Origin of the sequence: Methylobacterium komagatae, assembly GCF_042661665.1 — a bacterium.
GTDB classification, from domain to species: Bacteria; Pseudomonadota; Alphaproteobacteria; order Rhizobiales; family Beijerinckiaceae; genus Methylobacterium; species Methylobacterium komagatae.
This window is the reverse complement of sequence record NZ_JBHSWN010000001.1, coordinates 4,855,773-4,875,740: the sequence shown is the minus strand read 5'-3', so window position 1 is coordinate 4,875,740 and position 19,968 is coordinate 4,855,773. Positions and strand designations below refer to the sequence as shown.

General features: G+C 69.2%; 16 protein-coding genes and 1 pseudogene. 10 read left to right on the top strand and 7 right to left on the bottom strand.

Annotated elements, in window-relative coordinates:
• Positions 1-20: 20 nt before the first annotated feature.
• The 3 genes from ACFQE0_RS23995 to ACFQE0_RS23985 all read left to right on the top strand — a co-directional run bounded on the left by ACFQE0_RS23995 (position 21) and on the right by ACFQE0_RS23985 (position 6,730).
• Complete coding sequence (locus ACFQE0_RS23995) at positions 21-1,937, top strand: autotransporter assembly complex protein TamA (RefSeq protein WP_378975670.1); 1,917 nt, start codon at positions 21-23, stop codon at positions 1,935-1,937.
• Positions 1,937-6,319 carry a translocation/assembly module TamB domain-containing protein gene (locus ACFQE0_RS23990; RefSeq protein WP_465264083.1) on the top strand — a complete coding sequence of 1,461 codons (4,383 nt, stop codon included), beginning with the start codon at positions 1,937-1,939 and terminating at the stop codon, positions 6,317-6,319. Before ACFQE0_RS23995 ends, ACFQE0_RS23990 begins: the two co-directional genes overlap by 1 nt.
• A gap of 93 nt (positions 6,320-6,412) precedes the next feature.
• Positions 6,413-6,730 (top strand): HPr family phosphocarrier protein, encoded by a 318-nt coding sequence (locus ACFQE0_RS23985; protein ID WP_378974104.1) that lies wholly within the window; start codon positions 6,413-6,415, stop codon positions 6,728-6,730.
• 3 nt (positions 6,731-6,733) lie between these two features.
• Here the strand turns inward: ACFQE0_RS23985 and ACFQE0_RS23980 are convergent, their stop codons facing one another.
• The 5 genes from ACFQE0_RS23980 to ACFQE0_RS23960 all read right to left on the bottom strand — a co-directional run bounded on the left by ACFQE0_RS23980 (position 6,734) and on the right by ACFQE0_RS23960 (position 10,426).
• On the bottom strand, positions 6,734-6,838 hold the full coding sequence (locus ACFQE0_RS23980; RefSeq protein WP_378975666.1) for a hypothetical protein: 105 nt from the start codon (positions 6,836-6,838) through the stop codon (positions 6,734-6,736).
• Positions 6,839-6,859: 21 nt separating this feature from the next.
• On the bottom strand, positions 6,860-7,441 hold the full coding sequence (locus ACFQE0_RS23975) for an endonuclease III domain-containing protein (RefSeq protein ID WP_378974102.1): 582 nt from the start codon (positions 7,439-7,441) through the stop codon (positions 6,860-6,862).
• Positions 7,442-7,474: 33 nt separating this feature from the next.
• Positions 7,475-7,711, bottom strand: a complete 237-nt coding sequence (locus ACFQE0_RS23970; RefSeq protein ID WP_378974100.1) for a hypothetical protein — start codon at positions 7,709-7,711, stop codon at positions 7,475-7,477.
• Between the two features lie 96 nt (positions 7,712-7,807).
• Positions 7,808-8,899 (bottom strand): CobW family GTP-binding protein, encoded by a 1,092-nt coding sequence (locus tag ACFQE0_RS23965; protein ID WP_378974098.1) that lies wholly within the window; start codon positions 8,897-8,899, stop codon positions 7,808-7,810.
• 18 nt (positions 8,900-8,917) lie between these two features.
• Complete coding sequence (locus ACFQE0_RS23960) at positions 8,918-10,426, bottom strand: D-alanyl-D-alanine carboxypeptidase family protein (protein ID WP_378974096.1); 1,509 nt, start codon at positions 10,424-10,426, stop codon at positions 8,918-8,920.
• 286 nt (positions 10,427-10,712) lie between these two features.
• On the opposite strand from ACFQE0_RS23960, the pseudogene queE reads away from it, so the two are divergent.
• The 5 genes and pseudogenes from queE (at position 10,713) to rfbA (ending at position 15,029) form a co-directional block, all read left to right on the top strand.
• Positions 10,713-11,344: pseudogene (queE, locus tag ACFQE0_RS23955) on the top strand (7-carboxy-7-deazaguanine synthase).
• A 136-nt stretch (positions 11,345-11,480) separates the two neighbouring features.
• Positions 11,481-12,032, top strand: a complete 552-nt coding sequence (rfbC, locus tag ACFQE0_RS23950) for a dTDP-4-dehydrorhamnose 3,5-epimerase (RefSeq protein WP_378974094.1) — start codon at positions 11,481-11,483, stop codon at positions 12,030-12,032.
• A 135-nt stretch (positions 12,033-12,167) separates the two neighbouring features.
• Complete coding sequence (rfbB, locus tag ACFQE0_RS23945; RefSeq protein ID WP_378974092.1) at positions 12,168-13,217, top strand: dTDP-glucose 4,6-dehydratase; 1,050 nt, start codon at positions 12,168-12,170, stop codon at positions 13,215-13,217.
• On the top strand, positions 13,217-14,107 hold the full coding sequence (gene rfbD, locus ACFQE0_RS23940) for a dTDP-4-dehydrorhamnose reductase (protein ID WP_378974090.1): 891 nt from the start codon (positions 13,217-13,219) through the stop codon (positions 14,105-14,107). Before rfbB ends, rfbD begins: the two co-directional genes overlap by 1 nt.
• Positions 14,108-14,132: 25 nt before the next feature.
• On the top strand, positions 14,133-15,029 hold the full coding sequence (gene rfbA, locus ACFQE0_RS23935; RefSeq protein ID WP_378974088.1) for a glucose-1-phosphate thymidylyltransferase RfbA: 897 nt from the start codon (positions 14,133-14,135) through the stop codon (positions 15,027-15,029).
• 9 nt (positions 15,030-15,038) lie between these two features.
• On the opposite strand, the gene ACFQE0_RS23930 is transcribed toward rfbA, so the two are convergent.
• Positions 15,039-15,311: a hypothetical protein gene (locus ACFQE0_RS23930; protein ID WP_378974086.1), complete on the bottom strand. Its 273-nt coding sequence runs from the start codon at positions 15,309-15,311 to the stop codon at positions 15,039-15,041.
• A gap of 251 nt (positions 15,312-15,562) precedes the next feature.
• Between ACFQE0_RS23930 and ACFQE0_RS23925 the strand changes: the two genes are divergently transcribed.
• Together ACFQE0_RS23925 and ACFQE0_RS23920 are read left to right on the top strand one after the other, a co-directional pair.
• The gene (locus tag ACFQE0_RS23925; protein ID WP_378974084.1) at positions 15,563-16,657 is read left to right on the top strand and encodes an OpgC family protein; all 1,095 of its coding nucleotides are present in this window, start codon (positions 15,563-15,565) and stop codon (positions 16,655-16,657) included.
• On the top strand, positions 16,654-17,469 hold the full coding sequence (locus ACFQE0_RS23920) for an SGNH/GDSL hydrolase family protein (RefSeq protein ID WP_378974082.1): 816 nt from the start codon (positions 16,654-16,656) through the stop codon (positions 17,467-17,469). Before ACFQE0_RS23925 ends, ACFQE0_RS23920 begins: the two co-directional genes overlap by 4 nt.
• An 88-nt stretch (positions 17,470-17,557) precedes the next feature.
• Here ACFQE0_RS23920 and ACFQE0_RS23915 read toward each other — a convergent pair whose 3' ends face one another.
• A complete protein-coding gene (locus ACFQE0_RS23915; RefSeq protein ID WP_378974080.1) occupies positions 17,558-19,864 on the bottom strand; it encodes a PAS domain-containing sensor histidine kinase in 2,307 nt (768 codons plus the stop codon).
• Positions 19,865-19,968 lie beyond the last annotated feature (104 nt).

Genomic DNA, 19,968 nt, shown 5'->3' with positions numbered 1-19,968 from the left:
TGATCGCCTGGGCGGCGGGCATGGCCGGCATCGCCCTGCCGGAGCCCGCCCGCGCCTTCGACTTTTTCGGGCTATTCGGCTCGGAGCCCGAGCCGCCCGCTCCGAGCGCGACGGCCGTGCCTTATACGGCCAAAATCACCGGCACCGACGATTCCGACGTCCTGACCGCGATCCAGGATGCCTCCGCCCTGTACCGCCTGCGCCAGGAAGCGCCGCCGGACGGGGAGGGGCTGGTCCGCCGGGCTGAGATCGATCTCGCCAAGCTCGCGGACGTGCTCTCCGGCTACGGCTATTACCAGGGCCGGGTCGAGGTGCGCGTCGATGGCGTGCCCGTAGCGCCGGGGCGGACCGCGCCTGCGGTGCGCGCAGCGGAGAACTGGCGCAATCGCGGCCTCGTGCCTGTGAAGATCGCGATCGATCTCGGGCCGCTCTACACCCTGCGCCGGATCACCGTGCGCGATCCCGCCGGGCGGCCCTTCCCAGAGGAGATCCTCCCGCCGCGCCTGACCCGCGTGGATGACGACGTGCCCGCCCGGTCCGCGACGGTGCTCGCCCGCGAGGCGGCGATCGTGGACCGTTTCCGCGCGGAGGGGCATCCCTTTGCCAAGGTTGTGAACCGCGATCCCGTCGTGGACGACACCGCCCATGTCATGGACGTCACCTTCACGCTGAACCCTGGCCCCAAGGCCGGGATCGGCGAAGTGAGCGTCCGTGGCGCAGAGGGCATGGACCCGGCGACCATCCGCTCCTTCATCTATGCCGAACCGGGTGACCCTTATTCCCCCCAGGCCGTCGCCGCGATCCGCCGTTCGGTGGCGCGGCTGGAGGGCATCGGCTCCGTGCGGGTCCGCGAGGGCACCGAACTCGACGCGGAGGGCAACCTGCCGCTCTTCGTGGAGGTCACGGAGCGCGAGAAGAACCTGATCGGCGTCTCGGCGCGCTATTCCACCGTCGATGGGCCGGGGGTGCGGGCCTACTACGCCAACCGCAACCTGTTCGGCGGCGGAGAGACCTTCCGGGTCGATGCCGACCTCTACTATCTCGGTCTCGGCTACGATCCCTTCGCCCAACAGCGCAAGCAGGCGGGCATCGGGACGAACGGCCTCGGCGGGCGCCTCTCGGCGACTTACGTGCAGCCCGCCCTCTGGGGCACGCGCAACGACTTCCTGGCCAATGTCTTCTTCGCCCGCGAGGTCCAGCAGAGCTACCTCGTGGACGGCGGCGGCATCTCAGGTGCGATCCGCCACCGCTTCTCGGACACGTTCTCGGCCCAGATCGGCCTCGACGCGCAGGCCGGCCGCTCGCAGGACGCGCTCGGCAGGTTGAATTACCGGCTGATCGGCGTGCCCGCCTCCGTCACCTACGACTCCACGGACAGCTTGCTCGACCCGACCAAGGGGTTCCGGGCCATCGCCTCCGTGGCGGCGTATCCGGGCGCCATCTCAGATCCGGGCATCGTAGTCGCGAAGGCGCAGGGCTCGACCTATTACTCCCTGGACGACGAATCCCGTTTCATCCTCGCGGGACGTATCGGCTTCGGCTCGGTTTCGGGGGCGAAGCTCGGGGAGATCCCGGACAATTTCCGCTTCTTCGCGGGTGGCGGCGGCTCGGTGCGCGGCTATCCCTACCGGACGCTCGGCCCCATCGGGCCGTTCAACCTGCCGATCGGCGGACGCAGCCTGCTCGAAGCCTCGATCGAGGCGCGGATCAAGGTCACGGACACGATCGGCGTGGTGCCGTTCTTCGACGCGGGCACGGCCTTCGCCTCGTCCTTGCCGAATTTCGACGAGACCATCCGCAAGTCGGTGGGCATCGGCCTGCGCTACTATACCGGCATCGGCCCAATCCGCGCCGATCTCGCCTTCCCCCTCGACGCCTACAAGGGCGGACACGTCCGCCCCGCCGTCCTGTATCTCAGCCTCGGGCAGGCGTTCTGATGATCCTGACCAGGGAAGCTTTGCACATCACGCCGTCATTGCGAGCGCAGCGAAGCAATGATGGGCGGGGCAGGGGCATTCGGGGTGTGGCCGCCCTGCTCGTCGCATTGCTCCTCATCACCCTTACCCCCGTCATACTTCGCGCCGACGACGCGGAGAAATCCGTGCTGGGCGGATTGCTGTCGAAGGCCCTGTCCACCCCTGCGTCTCGCGTCTCCATCGGCGCCGTGGATGGAGCCCTGTCGGCGGACGCAACGATCCGCGACGTGGCGGTGAGCGACCGCGCGGGAGTGTGGTTGAAGCTCGACAAGGCGCGGATCTCCTGGCGCCGTCTGGCGCTGCTCTCGGGGCGGCTCGAGGTCGACACCCTGGAGATCGGCCGTCTGGAGGTTCTGCGCCGCCCCCTGCCGGGACCGACACCGGCGGAAGCCAAGCCTGACGGCAAGTTGTTGCCCGACCTTCCGGTGAAGGTCGAGATCAAGAGCTTCACCCTCGCCGACCTCGTGCTTGGAGAGGAGATCGCAGGCCAGCCCGCCCGGCTCTCGGCCAAGGGCAGCGCGAAGCTCGGCGCAGCGAGCGAAGGTCTGGATCTGCGGGCCGAGGCCAAGCGTCTCGACGCGGCCGGGCTGTTCTCCCTGACGCTCGCCTACGTGCCGAAGGGTGACAAGCTCGAACTGAAGGCGAACCTGATGGAGGAGGCCGGCGGCCTCCTGTCCAAGGCGGCGTCGATCCCCGGCACGCCCCCCATCGCCTTCGATCTCGAGGGCACGGGGACCCTCGACGCCTGGAACGCCAAGCTCGACTTCATCGCCGGTCCCGAGATCGGCGCCAAGGGTGGCGCGCGCATCTCGCGCATCGGCGCCGAGCGGCGGCTGTCGCTCGATCTCGCCGCCCGCATCGAAGGGCTGGTTCCGGGCCCGGCCGCCTCCGTCTTCGCGGGTACGACCAAGCTCGACGGCGCCCTGGGCTTCGCCGACAGCGGCGCCTTCCGCATCGACCGCCTGGAACTCGCCTCGCGCACCGCGCGGCTCGCGGCTTTGGGCGGCATCACCGCCGACCGCGTCGCCGACCTGACCCTTCAGGCCCGCGCTCTTCCCACCGAGGGCGAGGTGACGAAGGCGGGTGACTCCGAGATCGCCAAGCTCGTCTTCGACGGCAGCTTGAAAGGCCCGCTCGCGACGCCGACCGTTCGCGGCACCCTCGACGCGGCGGGTATCCGCAGCCGCGGCACCGACCTCGACCGGGTGGCCGCAACGCTCTCCGTCGTGCCGGAGGGCGATCCGAAGGCCGGGCGCTTCGCGATCACCGCCGATGGCGATGCCCAGGGCTTGCGCCTCGCCGATCCGGGTCTAAGCCGAGCCATCGGCTCCGAGGCGAAGCTGAGCCTGCGCGCCAGCGCCGGGTCAGACGGGGTGATCGATGTCTCGCGCCTCACTGCCCATTCCGAGACGGCGCAGGCCTCCTATGCCGGAAAGGTCGGCCAGAACCTGCTCGCCGGCACACTGCAAGCCTCGCTGCCTGACCTCGCGGCCTTCTCCGGTCTCGCCGGGCGCGGCCTCGCGGGGAGCATAGAGGCCAGGGCTCGCCTTTCGGGCGATCCGGCGCGCAAGGCACTCGCGGCCGACCTCACCGTCACTAGTTCGGGCCTCGTCACCGGCATCGGCCCCGCCGACCGGTTGCTCGGCCGCACCCCGAGCCTCACCGGACAGGTCTCGCAGACCTATGACGGATACGGCTTCGACCGGCTGCGGCTGGAAGGGGCAGGCATGCTGGCTGCACTTCAAGGACAGGCGACGGCGAGCGCGGCCGACGTCACCGCCCGCATCGACATCAAGAGCCTCACCGACCTCGAATCCCGCTTTACCGGACGCGCCGCCCTCGACGCGCGCCTGACGGGTTCGCTCGAGAAGCCTGATCTGACGGCGACGCTCACTGCGCCCGCCGCCACTGCGGATGGTCGGCCGATCCGCAATCTTGCCGTCTCGGCTGCCCTGCGCGACGCGACCGGCGCGGCGGATGGCACGCTGAGGCTTGCGGGCGATGTCGGCGGCAAGCCGCTGGCGGGTGACGCCCATCTCGCCCGCGTCGCTCTCTCGACCGGGACCGATTGGGTGCTCGATCGCCTCGCCCTGAGCCTCGGTTCGGTGGCGGTGGAGGGCAACGCCGCGATCGCAGAGGCGACGCGCCTCGCCGCCGGGACGCTCAGCGTCCGGGCCGGCAATCTCGATGACCTCTCACCCCTGAGCCCGGAAAACCTAGCCGGCCGGCTTGACGCCACAGTGACGCTCACCCGCGAAGGCGGGCGCCAGGGCGCAGCGATCCGCGCCATGGGCGCCGGCCTCCGCTACGGCGAAACCGCGCTTGCGCGCCTCGACGCCGACCTGCGCGGCGCCGATCTGCTCGCCCGGCCGGTGCTCGACGGGCATCTCGACGCCGACCGGGTCGTGGCGGGCGGCCAGTCCATCGACAGCCTCAAACTCGCGGCTACCGGCAGCCCCGCCGCCAGCGACGTGGTGCTCACCGCCCGCGCGCGGGGTTTCGCCCTAGACGGTGCCGCACGTCTCATCCCCTCGGACGCGACGCGGATCGAGATCGCCCGGCTCTCCGCCGCGCGCGGCAGCGACCGCTTCGCCCTGACCGGCCCGGCGACGATCACCCTCGCTGAAGGCGGCGCGGTGATCGACGGGCTGTCGATCGCGGCCGGATCAGGCCGGGTGCAGGTCTCCGGCAAGGCCGGACGGGACCTTGACCTGCGGGTCGCGATCAGCAGCCTGCCGCTGTCGCTGGCCCGCATCGCGTCCCCGGACCTCGCCCTGTCCGGCACCCTCGATGGCGACGCGGACCTGCACGGTCCCGCGAACCGGCCCGAGGGACGCTACGCTTTGAAAGTGGCTCGCCTCGTCGCTCCGCAGACCCGCAGCGCCGGTCTGCCGCCGATCGAAGCCGAAGCGCGCGGCACCCTTTCCGACGGGCAGGCAAGCCTCGACGGACGCGTGAGCGCGGGTCGCGGCATGGCCCTGACCCTCTCGGGCACCCTGCCCGTGGAGCCCGGCGGTCCCCTCAACCTTCGCGGCAAGGGCACCCTCGACGCATCGCTCGCCAACTCGCTCCTCAGTGCCACCGGCCAGAGCGTCGGCGGCAAGGTCGCCATCGACGGCGGCGTCACCGGCACGCTGGCCGCGCCCCGCGCCGAAGGCGTCGCCGTGCTCTCCGGCGGCAGCTTCAGCGATCCGCTCAACGGCATCCGTCTGACCGCCATCGAAGGCCGGGTGACGGGTCGGGGCGACAGCCTCGTCGTGGAGCGGCTCACCGCCGCCACCCGCAATGGCGGGCGCATCGGTGCCTCGGGCAAGGTCAGCCTCGACCCGGCAGGCGGTTTCCCCGGCAATTTCCGCCTCACCGCCGAGCGGGCGGAGCTCGTCTCCAGTTCGCTGATGACGGCAGTGGCCGGGCTCGACCTGTCGCTTTCCGGTCCGCTCGCCCGCACGCCCCGGATCACCGGACGGGTCGATGTCGCCTCCATCGACGTCGCCGTGCCGGATCGCCTGCCCGCCACGGCGCGGCCCCTGCCGGGCGTGCGCCACATCAACACACCGCCGGAGGTTCGCGCCCGTCTCGCCAAGCGCGCGAACGCCACCGTGAAGGGACGCGGGCGCGGAAAGGCGGCGGCGCCTTTCGACGCCACCCTCGACGTCGCGGTGAACGCACCGAACCGCATCTTCGTGCGCGGCCGGGGGATCGACGCGGAACTCGGCGGGGAACTTCGGGTCACGGGCTCGTCGCAGGATCCACGCGCCAACGGCGAGTTCTCCCTGCGGAGGGGCCGCTTCGACCTCGTGGGTCAGCGTCTTGATTTCGACCGGGGCCGGATCACCTTCGCAGGCAGCCTGACGACGCCGGACCTCGACTTTTCGGCTCAGACCAAGGCGGGCGACGTCACCGCCCGGGTGGCGGTGAGCGGCCCGGCCGACGCGCCGCAATTCGCGCTCACCTCGGACCCGGCGCTGCCGCAGGACGAAGTTCTCTCGCGCTTGCTGTTCAAGAAGGCGGCCGGGGGCCTCTCGCCGTTCCAGGCGCTCCAACTCGCCCAGGCCGTGGCGCAGCTCTCCGGCGGGTCGGCCGGGCCGGACGTATTCGAAGAAGCACGCAAGGGCCTCGGCCTCGACAGCCTCGACGTCTCCACGGGGGCGAGCGGGGGCCCGGCGCTCGGCGCCTCGCGATATATCTCGGACCGCGTGAGCATCGGGGTGAAGGCGGGGGCGAAACCCGCCGACACAGCTGTCGGCGTGGATGTCGACGTCACCCGCCGGATCAAGTTGAAGGGCGAGGCGGGCAGCGACGGCCGCACCAGCCTCGGCGTCGGTGCGGAATACGAATGGTAGCCCTTCTCCCGGCAATTTGCCTGTTCCGGGATCGACTTGGCCAGTTCCTGGTCTAGTCTTACCGCCACGCTGCCCGCCGCCAAAGCGAGACCGATGGACGACCTCTACGAGAGCGACGACGATCCCCCCGTCCCGGAGGGTGGCTTCCTGCGGAAGCTGCCGATCATCAACCGGCGCGGGCTGCATGCGCGGGCCTCGGCTAAATTCGTGCAGACGGTCGAGCGGTTCGATTCCACCGTGACCGTCACCCGCGCGGGCGAGACCGTGGGTGGGCGATCGATCATGGGCCTGCTGACCCTCGGCGCGGCCATGGGCACCAGCATCGTCGTCACGGCGGTCGGCAGCGACGCCCAGGATTGCATGGACGCAATCGACGCGCTGCTCGCCAATAAGTTCGGCGAGGACGAGTAAGGTTCAGGCCGGCACACTCTTCTCAGGCCACGTGCACAGGTCTGAGACCACGCATCGCTCGCAGGCGGGCTTGCGCGCCGTGCAGGTGTCTCGCCCATGGCGGAACAGCCAGAGATGGGCGCTATCCTTCTAAGCCTCCGGCACCAGCACCGCGAGGCCGTCCGCCACCGCATCGGCCGTACGTCCCGGCGCCAGGGGGATGCGGTTCGAGACCCGGAAGATGTGGGTGTCGACCGCAATCACCTTCTCTCCGAAGGCAAAGTTCAACGTCACCTCGGCGGTTTTCCGGCCGATGCCCGGCAGACGCCGGAGTTCGGCGGCCGTACGCGGCACTTTTCCGTCGAACGTGTCGTCGAGGGCGGCGCAAAGCCTCAGTATGGAGCGCGTCTTGGACGGCCCGAGGCCGACCGGGCGAATGATGTCGAGAATGCCATCCTCGCCGAGGGCCAGGAGTGCCTTCGGCGTCGCCGCTCGCGCAAACAGCGCATCGGAGATGCGGGAGACGGTCGGCCCGGTGGATTGCGCCGACAGGAGCACCGTCACCAGCAGGCGGAACGGATCCTCGATGATGAGTCCGGCCTTCGGCTCGGGATCGACGGCGGCCAAGCGGGCCATCACCGCCGCGACCCGTTTCGGTGAGCCCTCGGCCGGAGCCTTCCGGGCGCGCCCGGCGCGGGTGTTCTTCAGCCCATGGATCGTGTCGCTCGCCATGGGGCGAAGGTAGGGCGGTGGTTGACCTCTCGCTCAGGCTGCGACGTCGGGGCTCCAGCCCTCGGGCCGAACGCCGAGAAAGGCGGCATCGGGGATCGCGCCGCGGATCGGTGCAGCGCGCTCCACGCGGAACGGCTGGCGCTCGTTCTTGAGGTCGGCAAGGCGGCGGCGCAGCACCATGGCGACCGCTTCGAGCCGCAGGGGGCTGGGCTTACCACCCGCGACCGAGCCCTCGCGACCGCCCTGGATCACCGTGAAACGCCGCGTCATCGCCTATCCCGCTTTGGCTCATCCCGTCCCCTTCCGGGACGGCTCGGCGGCTCGAAAGCGCCGTTCGACCTATGAGGTTCAAGGATGATGCCGCGATCAGCCGCCCGGAATGGCGAGGGGGTTGTCGGTCAACGCGGCGGCATCAGGCGCATCGATCCGCGGCCGCCCGAGGAAGGCATCCCAGAGCCGCTGCACGAAAGCCGGGTCGAGGTCGTTGAGGATCAGAACGAGGCGTGAGGTCCTGTCAGGATCGGGCCAGGACGGCAGGGCCACCGGCGCGTGGACGACATGCTGAACGCCGTGGATGACGAGGGGCCGCTCGGGATCGTCGGCCAGGGCCACAAGGCCCTTGAGCCGCAGGATCTTCGGCCCGTGGCCGGAGCGCAGGAGATCGAGGAACATCTCGAAGGCCGGGCGCGGGACCGGAGCCTCGCTCGTCAAGCAAATGGCCTGGATCGATGCGTCGTGCCGATTCACGTCCCGCCCGTCTTCGGGCTCGTCGGCCATCGCGTCGGCTCCGAGCCAAGCGCGCACATCCTCGCCCTTGCCGTCCAGCCCGAACAGGCCGCCGAGCAGTTGTTCCGCCGGCGTATCGGCAGGCAGGATCGGCGCCACCGGATTGAGGGCGGCGAGCCTCGCGCGCAAAGCCACCGTCTCCCGGGCGACGTCTTCCTTGGTGAGGACGAGCCGGTCGGCCACTGCCGCCTGCCGCAGCGCCTCCAGATGAGCGTCGAGGGTCGCGGCGCCATGGACGGCATCCACCACCGTCACCACCGATTGGAGGCGGTACCGCATCACCAGATACGGGTGGTAGATCAGTGCGTGCAGGATCGGCGCGGGATCCGCGAGGCCGGTCGTCTCGATGACGACCCGACGAAACGGCGTGATGCGGCCGTTGTCGCGCTGACGCAGCAGATCTTCCAGCGTCGCGATGAGGTCGCCGCGCACGGTGCAGCACAGGCAACCCGCCCCGAGCAGCACCATGTCCTCGTCCACCCGCTCGATGAGCAGGTGGTCGAGACCGATCTCGCCGAACTCGTTGACAATGACGACCGTGTCCGACAGCGCCGGATCACCGAGCCACCGGTTCAGCAACGTGGTTTTCCCCGCCCCCAGGAAACCCGTCAGCACGGTGAGCGGAATCGGCTCGGGGCGACGGGAATCGGGCGGCGGGGGCGGCTGAACCATCGGTCTGACGCTGGTCGGCTATTCGTCGCTCTTGGCGGCGGCCTTCTTGGCCGGCTTCGGCGCGGGCTTCGCCGCCACCGGCTTTGCGACAGGCTTAGCGGCCACAGGCTTGTGCGCAGCGGGCTTGGCCGCGTCCTTGGCCTTGGTCAGCCCCTTGCCGGGCTTCGCTTCGGGCATGCTCGCCGACTCGGACGACGTGTAGGCACTGGCCGAACGCGGCACGCCGCCAGAAGCCTTGGCGGCCGCCTTCGCGGCCTGCTTCTGCGCTGCAGCTTCCTTGGCGGCGGCCTGCACAGCCTGCCGCTTGGCCAGGACAGCCTCGCGCCGGGCCTTGGCGGCTTCCAGCCGGGCGGCCCGGACATTCGCGGCGGCGGCCTGCGCCTCGGCCGCCTGCTGCGCCAGGATCTGCTGGCCCTCGGCCGGGCTACGGCCGATCCAGACAGCAACGGGCTGGAGCGGAGCGCGCGGCGGCAAAGTGCGAGCGCGCATACCGGGACTGGAGAAGGCAGCGAGCGCCAGGGACGGGGACGACGCCGCCGCGCCGCCGACGAGTTGGGCGGCGGTGGTGGCGGAGGCCGACACGGCGCCGGGGCCCTCATCGATCGCGGGCACTTTCTTGCCGCCGCAGACATAGGGGCGCATGTCCGGCGGGGCGGCCGACGAGGAACCCGGCAGGGCATCGAGCCCCGGTCCGTTTCCGCCATCCTGGGCGAAACCGTAATCGAACAGATCGGCCGTCTTCACGTCGCGCTCGCGGGCGCTCGGCTGGCCCATCACGATGGCGACGATCCGGCGACCGCCCCGGGTCGCGGTCGCCACCACGTTGAAGCCGCCGGAGCAGATGAAGCCGGTCTTCATCCCGTCCGTGCCGGGATAGCGTCCGAGCAGGCCGTTATGGTTCGGGATCACCGCTCCGCCGAACTGGATCGCCGAGATCGAGAACAGATCGTGGTCGTCCGGGAAGTCACGGATCAGGGCGCGGGCGAGGATCGCCATATCGCGGGCCGAGGTCCATTGCTGCGGATCGGGAAGGCCGTTGGCGTTGGTCCAGCGGCTGTCGCGCATGCCGATCCGCCGGGCGGAATCGTTCATCATCGCGGCGAAATTGTCGATGGAGCCGCCCAGGCTCTCGCCGATGGCGAAGGCCACGTCGTTCGCCGATTTCACCATGATGATCTTGAGGGCATTGCCGAGCGTGAGCTGCGTACCCGGCTTGAAACCCATCTTCGAGGGCGGCTCGGCGGCGGCGTTCGGCGAAATGGTGATCAGCGTGTCCATCGAGGCCCGCCCCTGACGGACGAGGTCGAGGGCCACGTAGGTGGTCATCAGCTTGGTGATCGAGGCCGGAAACCAGGGATCGGTCGGCGCCTGGGAATAGATCACCCGGCCGGAATCCACGTCCGCCACGAGGATTGGAACCGTCACGGCGCTCGCCGCGCCGCCAAAGGCCCCGAGAAGGGCGGCAGCGCTGACGGCGCGGGCCAAAAGGCCGCCGAGCGAGAGACGGCCAATTATGTGATTGAGCATCGGACCTGTCTCGTCGTGAAGCGGCCGGGACCGCTCACACCGGAGGGAAACGCGCGTCGAGCATGCCTTCAACGCACGCTCCATGGCGATACGATGGCGGCCGGGCCCCCTGTGTGAACCGGGGGGAAGTCGACGCGGGCGGCGTGGGGTAGGAAGGTCGCCCCCGCGTCGAGCGGGGTTGCGTGCGCCCGTCGCCGTGGCGCAACACGGATCTGGCGCCCGAACGGCGCCTGTCAAATCGCCGGCCACGGTTCGGCACGGGATTCAGGGGTTCGAGGACTCAAGGGTGCCTTACGCGGTCAAGGAAATCTTCCACACGCTTCAGGGGGAGGGGGCGCAGGCAGGCCGCGCGGCGGTCTTCTGCCGTTTCGCCGGATGCAACCTGTGGTCTGGTCGCGAAGAGGATCGTGCCGCCGCCGCCTGCCGGTTCTGCGACACGGATTTCGTCGGCATGGACGGGGAGGGCGGTGGCCGGTTCTCCGATGCGATCGCCCTTGCCGGGGCCATCGCGGCCGCCTGGGAGGGGGAGAGCATAACCGTTACGTCGTATTCACGGGTGGCGAGCCTCTCCTCCAACTCGATGCCGCACTGATCGAGGCGGTCCATGGACAGGGGTTCGAGATTGCCATCGAGACGAATGGCACCCTTCCGGCCCCAGACGGGATCGACTGGATCTGCGTCAGCCCGAAGGGCGCGAACACCCTGGCGCAGACACGGGGCGATGAGTTGAAGCTCGTCTACCCCCAGGCCGACGCGCCGCCCGAGACTTTCGCGGACCTGCCCTTCCGGCACCGCTTCCTTCAGCCCATGGACGGGCCGGACGCGAAAGCGAATACCCAAGCGGCGATCGCCTATTGCCGGGCCGACGCGCGGTGGCGCCTCTCGTTGCAGACGCACAAGATGATCGGGATTCCGTAAGCATTCACCATTCCGCACCGCACCCATTTCTCGGGTGCAAGACTTGACTCCCACTGGATTTGTTCGGCATCGCCGCTTGAAACCGCGCGGCGATTGCAGCGACGCGGGCCCATGATCTGATACGCCGAGGTATCCCGTGGACGTCATCGAGACGCGAATCCCGGACGTGAAGCGCATCGTGCCGAAGCGCTTCGGCGATGCGCGGGGATGGTTCTCCGAGACGTTCCGGGCGGATGCGCTCGAACGTGCTGGGATCACGGCGCCGTTCGTGCAGGACAACCAATCCTTTTCGGCGCCGCAGGGCACGGTGCGCGGCCTTCACTTCCAGATCCCGCCCCAGCCGCAGGCCAAGCTGATCCGCGTGCTGTCTGGCGCCATCCTTGATGTCGCCGTCGACATCCGGCCCGATTCGCCGACCTACCGGCAATACGTCGCCGTGCGCCTCGATGCCGAGGGCGGCGAGCAATTGTTCATCCCGCACGGTTTCGCGCACGGCTTCTGTACGCTGACCCCGGATGTGATGGTCGCGTACAAGGTCGATTCCTACTACAGCCCTGCCCATGACCGGGGCATCCGCTGGAACGACCCCGAGATCGGGATCGAATGGCCCGTGAGCGAGGCCGAGGCGGTGCTGTCGGACAAGGACCGAAAGGCGCCCTGTCTGAGCGAGGCCGGCAAGCTGTTCTGACCGGCCCTCAGTAATCCTGCCGCGCGCCGTCCACGCGGCATCACTGACGTCGAAGCGGCATGGCGCTTGGATGTCGCGATCTGGCCATGCATTGTAGGTTGGATCCGGCACGGATTCAGTCCGAGAGGGGTTTTCATGCGGATCCTCGTTACCGGCGGTTGCGGCTTCATCGGCTCCGCCCTCGTCCTGCACCTCGTGCAGGATCTCGGACACGAGGTCCTCACCCTCGACGCCCTGACCTACGCGGCCAATCCCATCTCCCTGAAGCCGCTCGAGAGCAGCGGGCGCCACCGCCTCGTCGAGGCCGACATCTGCGACCGCGACGCGGTGCGCGCCGCCTTCGGCGAGTTCAAGCCGCAGGCGGTGATGCATCTGGCCGCCGAGAGCCATGTCGACCGCTCGATCACCGATCCGGGCGCCTTCGTGCGCACCAACGTCATCGGCACGCAGACCATGCTCGATGCCGCCCGCGAGCTGTACGAGGGCCTGACCGGTCCCGACCGCGAGGGCTTCCGCTTCCTCCACGTCTCGACCGACGAGGTCTACGGCTCGCTGCCGCCCGGCGGCTTCTTCACCGAGGAGAGCCGCTACGACCCGCGCTCGCCCTACTCCGCCTCGAAGGCCGCCTCCGATCACCTCGCCCGCGCGTGGCACGAGACCTACGGCCTGCCGGTGCTGGTGACGAACTGCTCGAACAATTACGGCCCGCGTCACTTCCCCGAGAAGCTGATCCCGCTGATGATCCTCAACGCCCTGGAGGGCAAGAACCTGCCGGTCTACGGCGACGGCCTGAACGAGCGCGACTGGATCCATGTCGAGGATCACGCCAAGGGCCTCGTCGCCGTGCTGGAGCGCGGTCGCATCGGCGAGACCTACCTGCTCGGCGGGCGCGCCGTGCGCAACAACCTCGCCGTGGTCCACGGCCTGTGCGCCGCCTTCGACCGGCTGCGCCCGGAAGCCGGGCCGCACGAGCGGCTGATCACCTTCGTCGCCGACCGTCCGGGCCATGACCGGCGCTACGCGATCGACTGCACCAAGGCCGAGCGTGAGCTCGGCTGGGCCCCGAAGAAGACCTTCGAGGCGGCGCTGGAGGAGACCGTGGCGTGGTACCTCGCCAACGAGGCGTGGTGGCGCCCGATCCGCGAGGGCCGCTACAAGGGCGACCGGCTCGGGCTCGCCGGCTGATGGACATCCTCGTTCTCGGCGGCGCCGGTCAGGTCGGCACCGAGCTGCAGGCCCATGCCTGGCCCGACGGCGTGCGCGTCCATGCGCCGACGCGGGAGGCCCTCGACATCACCGATCCCGCAGCCGTGGCCTCGGTCCTGGCCGAGCGCGATTACGCGGCGGTGATCAACACGGCCGCCTACACGGCGGTCGACAAGGCCGAAGCCGACGCAATCGCGGCCTGGCGCCTCAACGCTCTCGCCCCCGCGATCCTGGCCAACGAGACAAGGGCGCGTGATATCCCCCTCGTCCATGTCTCGACGGATTACGTCTTCGCCGGCACCAAGCCCGAGGGCGCCTATGCCCCCGACGAGCCGGTTGATCCGCAAAGCGTCTACGGCGCCAGCAAGGCGGCGGGCGAGTTCGCCGTGCGCACCGGCAACCCGCGCCACGCGATCCTGCGCACGGCCTGGGTGGTCAGCCCGCACCGGGGCAACTTCGTGAAGACGATGCTGCGGCTGGCCGCCGAGCGCGACAGGCTGACCGTGGTCGATGACCAGCACGGCTGCCCGACCAGCGCGACCGACCTCGCCGCCGCGCTCGCCACCGTCGCCCTGCGCATGGCCGAAGACCCCGCCGCGCCGACGGGCACGTTCCACTGCGTCAACGACGGATCGACCACGTGGTGCGGCTTCGCGAAGGCGATCGTGGCCGGCGGCGCCAAGCGCGGCGGCCGGGAAGTACCCGTGGAGGGCATCCCGACCTCGGCCTACCCGACGCCGGCACGGCGGCCGTCGAACTCGCGCCTGTCCACCGGCAGCCTGCGCGAGGCCTACGGCATCCTTCCGCGTCCCTGGCAGGACGCCCTCGACGACATCCTCGACACGCTGGCCGGACCGGTCCGGCCCTGAGCCGGAAGACAAAGGAACCCACCCGATGAAGGGCATCATCCTCGCCGGAGGTTCCGGCACGCGGCTGCACCCGGCGACGCTGTCGATCAACAAGCAGCTCCTGCCCGTCTACGACAAGCCGATGATCTACTACCCGGTCTCGGTGCTGATGCTGGCCGGCATCCGTGAGATCCTGATCATCTCGTCGCCGGAGCACTTGGACAACTACAAGCGCCTGTTCGGCACCGGCGAGCAGTTCGGCCTGTCCTTCACCTACGCGGTGCAGCCCAAGCCCGAGGGCCTCGCCCAGGCCTTCATCATCGGCCGCGAGTTCGTCGGCGACGACGACGTGGCGTTGATCCTGGGCGACAACCTGTTCTTCGGCGCCGGCATGGCCGAGTTGCTGAAGCGCGCGGTGGCGCGCAAGCAGGGGGCGACGGTGTTCGCCTACCATGTCGACAACCCGCAGGCCTACGGCGTTGTCAGCCTGGACGCGACCGGCAAGGCGACGAAGATCGTCGAGAAGCCTGAGCAGCCGGAATCGACCTGGGCGGTCACGGGCCTGTACTTCTACGACAATCAGGTGCTCGACATCGCCGCCGCCGTGACGCCCTCGCCCCGGGGCGAGTTGGAAATCACCAGCGTCAACGAGGCGTATCTCGAGCGGGGCGAACTCTTCGTCGAGAAGATGAGCCGGGGCTATGCGTGGCTCGACACCGGCACGCATGACAGCCTGCTCGAGGCCTCGGAGTTCGTGCGCACGATCCAGCACCGGCAGGGGCTTCAGGTCGCCTGCCTGGAGGAGATCGCCTACCTCCAGGGGTTCATCAACCGCGACCAGCTGGTCGCGCGCGGCAAGCTGTTCTCCAAGACCGCCTACGGCAAGAACCTGCTGCGCCTCGCCGACGAGCCGAGGGCCCGGGACGAGGTCGCAGACCTCTGAGGCGGGGCGCTACTTCGGCCCGCAGCCGATACAGATCCCCTTGGTGATCTTGTCATCGACCTTTTGCTCCTGGGTGCGGTGCTCGCGGTCGTTGGCCGTCGCCGCGCTCGCGTCGCCGCCCGCCGGGGGCATGGTGCGGCCTACCGAACTGGTGTTCGGCGCCGTCGCCGTGCTGCCGGGACCGCCCCCGGTGCCGGTCGTGGCCTGGGCAAAGGCCGGAGCCGAGGCGCCCGCCCAGAGGGCGAGAGAAACGAGGATGGGGGACAGGGCGGCGTGACGCATGCGGGGGCTCCTTCGCGTCGGTAACGCGATCGTCGTCGCCGGGTTCGCGGACGGGTGATGTTAAATCACGTTAGCCACCGTTCGCCGCATATCCCTGTCATCCCATGCATTCCGCGCTCCAGAGGCGGTCGTGCAGGTAGGAAATAGCCTGGCTTTGCCCGCTTCGGATGGGTTTGCAGCGGCGCCCGCGCGCCGTACAGAGGCTCCGAACCGATCCGTTTCGCCCGTTCAGCCCCGGAGCCGCCGCCCCCATGCGGGAGCCCAATGCGATCGACTTCTGGCGCGGCTTCGCCCTGATCACGATCTTCATCAATCACATCCCGGGCAACACGTTCGAGCGCTACACCTTCTCGCAATACGGCATCTCGGACGCGGCCGAGCTGTTCGTATTCCTGGCGGGGTGGTCGATCGGCATCGCCACCCGGACGCGCGACGGTGCACCCGAGCCGCGCTGGCGCAGCGTGGTGCGCATGCTGGCGCGCACGGTCGAGGTCTATCGCGCCCAGATCACGGTGATGCTGCTGGCGCTCTCGATCATCGCGGGCGCGGCCCTGCTCCTCGACAACCCGCTGATCCTCGAATGGCACAACGCGGGCAACTTCTTCGCGGACCCGATCCAGTCGGTCTGCGGGATGGCGCTGCTCACCTACCAACTCGGCTTCTTCAACATCCTGCCGCTCTATGTGGTGCTGATCGGCATCGCGCCGATCATCGTGCTGATCGCACGGGTGAGCCGGGTGCTGGCGCTCGGGTTGTCGGTCGCCCTCTACCTTTCAAGCCTGATTCTCGACTGGAACCTGCCGTCCTGGCCGGGTGAGGGGACGTGGTTCTTCGATCCGCTGTGCTGGCAGTTGCTGCTCGTCCTCGGCTTCGTGCTTCAGGATTGGAGCCGGACCTCGCCCGCCTTCGTGCGGTGGACGCGGCGGCTGATGCCGCTCGGCGTCGTCATCGTCCTGATCGGCGTGGTCCTGTCTGTCTTCGGCATCAGGCCGGACCCGCTCATGGTGCCGGAGCCGCGTTTGTTATTCACGTTCGAGAAAAGCTACCTGACCCCGGCCCGTGTGGTGCACTTCATCGGGGTATTGTTGGCATTTTCGCCAATCTACGCATTGATTGCGCCGCGAATCGGCTGGATCGTCGGATTCCTGTCGGGCCTGGGCAGGAACTCCCTGGCCGTCTTCTCGATGGGGTCGCTGCTGAGCCTGATCGGCCAGCTCGTTCGCTTCCAGACCGGGGGCGGCCTGCTGGTGGACATGGTGGTCGCCGGCATCGGCCTCGTCGCGTTGGGAATCACCGCATGGTTCGTCGAATGGCGTTCCCGCAGAGCCCCGCGTCCGCGCACATGAACCGCAGCGTCCTCATCCTGTGTTTCGGCAGCCTGCTCGCCAGCGGCCTTCCGGCCGCCGGGCAGGAGACGACCATGCCCGTACCCTCCGTCGAGTGTCAGGTACCCGGCTCGCAACTCTACACCGTCGCGGGCCTCGCCGCGTCGAAGTCGGCGCTGTTGGAACGGAAGGTGCTGCGCATCCTGGCAATCGGCGGTTCTTCGGCACCGGGAGCCTCGGCCTCCTACCCCGTAAAGCTCGAATCGGCCCTCGAACACGCCATGCCGCATGTCGACGTGGTGATCGATCATCGCGGCCTGCCGGGTGAAATCGCGTCCGGCGCCGCCGAGCGCCTGCGCACCCTCGTGGCCGATGCCGAGCCCGATCTCGTGGTCTGGCAGGTCGGCACGCATGATGCCATCGCGCGGGTCGATCCCGCCGCCTTCGTCGAGGCCCTCGACGAGTCGGTGACGTGGTTGAAATCCCACGGGATCGACGTGGTGCTGGTCGATCCCCTCTACACAGCGAGCGTCGCAGCCGATGCCGATTACAACCGCATCGTCGATGGCGTCCGCGACGTGGCCACCCGCGAGTCGGTGCCCCTGGTTCGGCGGTTCGAGGCCCTGCGCTACCTCGCCGGGCGCAACGAGAAGGGCGAGAGCCATATCCTCGGGCGGCAATTCCGCCTGAACGATCTCGGCCTGCGCTGCATGGCCGAACACGTCGCTTTGACGATTTCGGTCTCCCTGGCCCGCACGCCGACGCCACCAGCGGCGCCCGTGCCGCCGCGCGAGACTCCCGCACAAAGCGGGGCGCAGCGGACGCCGGGTTAGCGGAACGTCATCGTCTCGAAGGACTCACGCCTTCGATCCCTAGCCGTCCCACCGTCTCGAGGCCGGCGGGAAGCAGATCGTCGCGGTGTTAGGCCGCCTTGCGCCGCTGCACCTTGCCGGCGGCCTGGGCGATCCTTTCCAGGCGCTGCGGGGTCGGACCGGGCAGGCGAAGCATCACGATAGTGCCGACATTCTCCTCGGACCGGATGCGCAGGGCACCGCCGTGCAGTTCGGCCGTGGACCGGGCGATGGCGAGGCCGAGGCCCGAACCCTTGTGACGGCTGGTGATCTGCGTCTCGACCTTGGTGAATGGCTGGCCTAGCCGCGGGACGGCGGCACGCGGAATGCCGATGCCGCTATCGGCCACGAAGACGTGGACGTGATCCCCGGCGGGACGAACGCGCACTTCGATCCGGCCGCCGCTCTTGGTGAACTTCACGGCATTCTCGAGGATACCGAGAAGGATGCGGTGGATGCCGCGCACGTCGGCCAGGAGGTCGGTGCCAGGGCGGACATCGACATGGATGCGCAGGTCCTTGCGCGCGGCCTCGGTGGAGACCGTCTCGATGGCGTCGGCCACGACCCGCTCGGCCGGAAGACTGCGCGGCTCCAGGCGCACGCGCCGGGCCTCGAGCCGGGCCATGTCGAGGATGTCGTCGATCATGGCGAGCAAGTGGCCGCCGCTGAGGCGGATGTCGCGGGCATATTCGCTGTATCGCGGCAGGCCGATGGGGCCGAGAACCTCGTTCTCCATCACGTCCGCGAAGCCGATGATGGCGTTGAGCGGAGTGCGCAGTTCGTGGCTCATATTGGCCAGGAACTCGGATTTCGACTGATTGGCCGATTCGGCCACCGCCTTCTGGTCGAGGTAGCGCTCGGCGAGGTCGGCGAGCTGCTGCGTCTGGACTTCGAGGGTCCGCCGCGACCGCTTCAGGTCGGTGACCGTATCGATCGGCTCGCGCTCTGAAGCGACGAGTTGCTCCTGCTGGCGCTTGAGGCTTGTGATGTCGGTGCCGACGGAAACGTAGCCGCCGTCGCGCGTCCGGCGCTCGCTGATCTGCAGCCACCGCCCATCAGCCAGTTCCGCCTCGAAGGTCCGGGCGGTGGCCATGCCGACCTCCGGCGTCTCCCGGCGGATCTGGGGCAGGGCGCCACGGCTCATCACATCGATGTAGCGGCGGCCGGGCTGTGCATCCTCGGCGCTGAGCGCGTGGAGATGACGGAACTTGGAATTGCACAGGACGAGGCGGTTGCCCTGGTCCCACAGCACGAAGGCCTCGGAGATCGCCTCGACCGCATCGCGCAAACGCATGTCGTTGGCGGCGCTGGTCTCTTCCAGGGCGCGCTGCTGGCTGATGTCGACGGCGATGCCAACGAGGTGGCGCCCGCCATCGAACCCGTCCGTCACCACCTCGGCGCGCGCACGCAGCCACACATACGCGCCGTCCGCTCCTCGCACCCGGAAGGCATGGTCCACGTGGGTCTGGTTGGCAGCCACGGCGCGGGCGAGGCTGTAGAGATCGCCGTCATCCGGATGAACGAGCGCGTTGACGGTGCCGAAGGCAAGGTAGGGCTGCTCCCGGCGATAGCCGAGGAGGGTGTACATCGAGTCCGACCAGTAGATCCGGCCCCGCGCGATGTCCCAGTCCCACAGGCCGCAATCGCTGCGGCGGAGCGCCGTTTCGAGGCGCAGACGGATCTGCTCGCAGGCCCGGTCGGCCAGCGTCGCCTGCCGCGTCTGCAAACCATAGGCGACGCCGACGCCGACGATCACGAGGATCGCGGCCCCGACGAGGACGATCTGGTCGCGGGTCCGCGCGCCCCAGCCGACCATGAGCGGATCGACCGGCTGAAGCACGGCCAGTTGGCCCCGTCCGCCGGGAAGGTTGTGTACTGCCGCCAGCACCCGCTCGCCGCCGGGCAAGCTCAGGAGCACAGCCCCGGCACGCTCACCGAGCGCCGAGAGCGGCTCGCTCGCCCCGAGGATGTCGGGCAGCGTCTTCATCTCCGCAGGGAGGGGCGGATGCGCCTCCGCGATCTGGGAATTGGGGGTGAGGAGGACGAGGCGGCGGCCCGAATGTCGGGCATCCTCCGGCAGCAGCCGGTACAGGTCGGCCCGGCCGCCGTCGAAACGGCTCAGGGCATGGGCGGCAAGGCGAGCGAAGCCCTCCACCTCGGCCTCCGCGCCGGAGAGGATCTCCGCGCGCTGGCCACGGATGTGGATCGCCGCCAGCGCGACGAGGCAGGCCAGGAAAATGGAGAGCGCGCCGGGTACGGCATAGCGCAACCAGCGCTCCGCTCTCTGCAAACGTGGATCCCGGCTGCGGACGGGCCAAACCGCCGACAGAGTCGAGTCCGCACGCGCGGAGAGGGAAGCGGAAACCGCCTCCGGCATGGCCGAACCTCACCCCTCGGAAATCGATCCGGCCGGGGCGGTGGCGCCCTGCGAATCTCAGTGAATACAATCACCCGGACGGGGTGTTTGTCCACCGAATTTTT